Here is a 2,818-nt window from a genome sequence, read left to right as displayed (position 1 = left end):
AATTCCTCACTGAAAACCCGATGCTTCTGCAGTTTCTTAATGTTTGCTTTCATATTTGTTGACTTATTTATGTCAACCTATATCAGGGACGGACAAAACCTCCTGCACCAATTGTCTGCATCCTTGCACCTTGCACCCACATTGCACCTTGCACCCTGCATCCATGCACCTTGCATCCTGCACCGCACATCCTACATCAAACATCCTACATCAAACACCTAACATCCCTCACCCAGCAGCTCCCTACTCTACATACTTAAAACTGGTTGCATAAAACTTCCCTTTCTTAACTTCCCCACTGACAACCGCCTTTTTCATGATTTTGCAATAGCCGTCTTCGGCGTGAGCGTCACCGTACGTTTTTTTGTCTAAACCTTCGACGTGATAGACTTTGCCATCAATTTTGACGGCCATGGCGCAACCTTTATCAGATTTGATTTTGAACTGACACATTCCGCACGCTGCGTCAACCGTCTGGTTCTGAACTTTCTGGGCAAAAATACTTACTGAAAATAACAGCAAGAATACCAATAAGACTCTTTTCATACTATTTAATATTGATTAAAAAATTCGTTTAATGGATTTGGTTTCAATCTTGAGATCGCTGTATTTTTTCACCGCAAAAGATGCAAAAGTTTAATTTTAATAAAAATAAATCAATAGTCTGCAAAAGAACCCCTGTTAAAAGTGGTTCCATTTTCGGCATTCTTTTGAAGAACTTTTTCTGCAATGATCTTTTGTCCCTTTTGCGGTTAAAACCTGATGGTTTGAAATCTCAGATCCTTTATTAAAAACCTATGTAAATGTAGCAAATCTCTTTCACCCGGGCTCATGACTTTGCTCATAACTCTTCAAAAATAAGAAAATTTCAAAAGCCGATTAATTTTAATAAATTTGCGCTCGTAAAGCATGGAACAACTCAAATTACTTTTTACCAAAGACGGCGTACAATACCAGATTTCCAGGAACAGGAATGTTTCTGAGGAGCACTCTTTTTTTGTAACCGAAGAATCGCCTGAAAATGCACTCAGCCAAAAGATTGATGAGATTTTAGCGCTGAAAAAATATAAAGAAATCACCGTCATTTCTGCTTTGAATCATTTTACCTTAATGCCGGAAGGTTTTAAGGAACACGATTTGGGATACGGTCTGATTGCTTATAACGCTCCTGTGGATGAAGATCAGGAAGAATTAATGCTTTCGGTAAATAAAAAATTCGGCGTTCAGTTTTATTATACCTTCCCGAAATCTATTTATCAGAAAATAAAAAACACCGCCATCCCTGCGAAATTCAATTTTTCGGGCGAACAGTTTCTGAATCAGATAACGGCCAAAAACCAGAAGGAAATTCATATTAATCTGTATCATCAGCAATGTGAGTTTTTCGCCTTAGATCATAAAAAAATAATCCTTTACAATAATTTAGATGTAAATTCCGAAGTCGATTTCCTCTATTTCATCATGTTTACGGTAAGTAAAATCGGATTTGGAATTGCAGATACCCAGTTTTTCGTCTATGGTGAAACGACTGAAAATGAAACTTTTATTTCAGAACTAAAGAAGTTTGTGAAAAGCCTGAAAATCGTTTACGATAATATTCCGAACAAAAACTTTATTTTGAATGCACGATAAATGTAGTAAGAGCCAAGGAAAAAGTAAAAAGAGCTAAGTTAAGTGAATCGTCAATAAATTTTAAACTCCTCTTATTTAACCACAAAAGCTTTACTTATCTAAAGTAAATAAAAGATAAAAAAGCAAATGTTGAAATTTTCTTTGCCAAGTGAAATCGAAGATTCGACGAAGTCAAACGCCTTTGCGACCGTAATTTTTGTAAAGCTATTTTTTCAAAAATCTTTGCGCCTTTGCGTTAAAATAAAACAATAGATATACATTTAGAAATAAATTGACTTAAATTGCACTTCTTGTGCATCCACCCCAAACCCCCAGCACCTAACATCCAGCACCTACACCCATGTACAGAATAATCAGTGGCCAGTGGAAAGCCAAAAGAATTTCCGCTCCGAAAAACTTCGATGTAAGACCGACGACCGATTTTGCCAAAGAAGCCCTGTTCAGTATTATCGAAAACCGTTTCCGACTGGATTACGCCTCGATTTCTGTACTTGATCTTTTTGCCGGAATCGGATCTATTTCACTGGAATTCGCTTCCAGAGGCTGCAAAGACGTAACTTCAATCGAGATGAATGCCCGCCATGCCGGTTTCATCAATGCTACCGCAACAGAGCTTGAAATGAACACGCAGGTGAATGCCATCCGGGGCGACGTTTTTGAGTATTTAAAGAAAAACAGAAACCGCAAATCCTACGATATCGTGGTTGCAGATCCGCCGTTCGAAATGGAGGTAGAAAAGTACCAGGAACTCATTTCTTTGGTATTGAAGAATAATTACCTCAAGGAAAACGGCGTCTTTATTTTGGAACACCAAAGCCGCACAAAACTGGAACATCCGAATATTACCGACACCAGAAAATATGGAAACGTAAGTTTTTCTTTCCTAAAACCCAACGAACCACAACCGGAAGAAACGGCTGAAAATGGAGAGAGCATAGAATAGACGGATAGATGATAGACGGATAGATAACAGACGAAATGCTGTTTTCAGAGTCATATTACCACGAATGCACGAATAAATGTTATCGGTAACAGAAAAATTCGTGTATTCGTGGCATTTTTTTATAGAAAAGCTTTTGGCACCTTTTGAGAGACTTTTTAGAGTTAAACTTTCGCGTCTTTTGCGGTTATGAGAAATTGAAAATCATCAGCAGCAATTGAACCATTAAGATTCGATGAAGGAATT

Annotated in this window: 3 protein-coding genes; 2 read left to right on the top strand and 1 reads right to left on the bottom strand. The window is 37.7% G+C overall.

Annotated elements, in window-relative coordinates; genetic code table 11:
• Positions 1-243 precede the first annotated feature (243 nt).
• On the bottom strand, positions 244-546 hold the full coding sequence (locus QF004_RS13890) for a DUF6370 family protein (RefSeq protein WP_307427485.1): 303 nt from the start codon (positions 544-546) through the stop codon (positions 244-246).
• A 363-nt stretch (positions 547-909) separates the two neighbouring features.
• Here QF004_RS13890 and QF004_RS13885 point away from each other — a divergent pair, with 363 nt between their 5' ends.
• Together QF004_RS13885 and QF004_RS13880 are read left to right on the top strand one after the other, a co-directional pair.
• A complete protein-coding gene (locus QF004_RS13885) occupies positions 910-1,632 on the top strand; it encodes a DUF3822 family protein (RefSeq protein WP_307427483.1) in 723 nt (240 codons plus the stop codon).
• A 340-nt stretch (positions 1,633-1,972) separates the two neighbouring features.
• Positions 1,973-2,575, top strand: a complete 603-nt coding sequence (locus QF004_RS13880; RefSeq protein WP_133439779.1) for an RsmD family RNA methyltransferase — start codon at positions 1,973-1,975, stop codon at positions 2,573-2,575.
• Positions 2,576-2,818 lie beyond the last annotated feature (243 nt).

This window comes from Chryseobacterium sp. MDT2-18 (assembly GCF_030815285.1).
GTDB classification, from domain to species: Bacteria; Bacteroidota; Bacteroidia; order Flavobacteriales; family Weeksellaceae; genus Kaistella; species Kaistella salivictor.
Note: the sequence above shows the minus strand (reverse complement) of the source record. Positions and strands in the feature narration are given on the sequence as shown.

What these genes read in the sequence shown, in the direction of transcription:
- QF004_RS13880 (WP_133439779.1), top strand. Translation starts at nt 1,973, where the DNA reads ATGTACAGAATAATCAGTGGCCAGTGGAAAGCCAAAAGAATTTCCGCT.
- QF004_RS13890 (WP_307427485.1), bottom strand. Translation starts at nt 546, where the DNA reads ATGAAAAGAGTCTTATTGGTATTCTTGCTGTTATTTTCAGTAAGTATT.
- QF004_RS13885 (WP_307427483.1), top strand. Translation starts at nt 910, where the DNA reads ATGGAACAACTCAAATTACTTTTTACCAAAGACGGCGTACAATACCAG.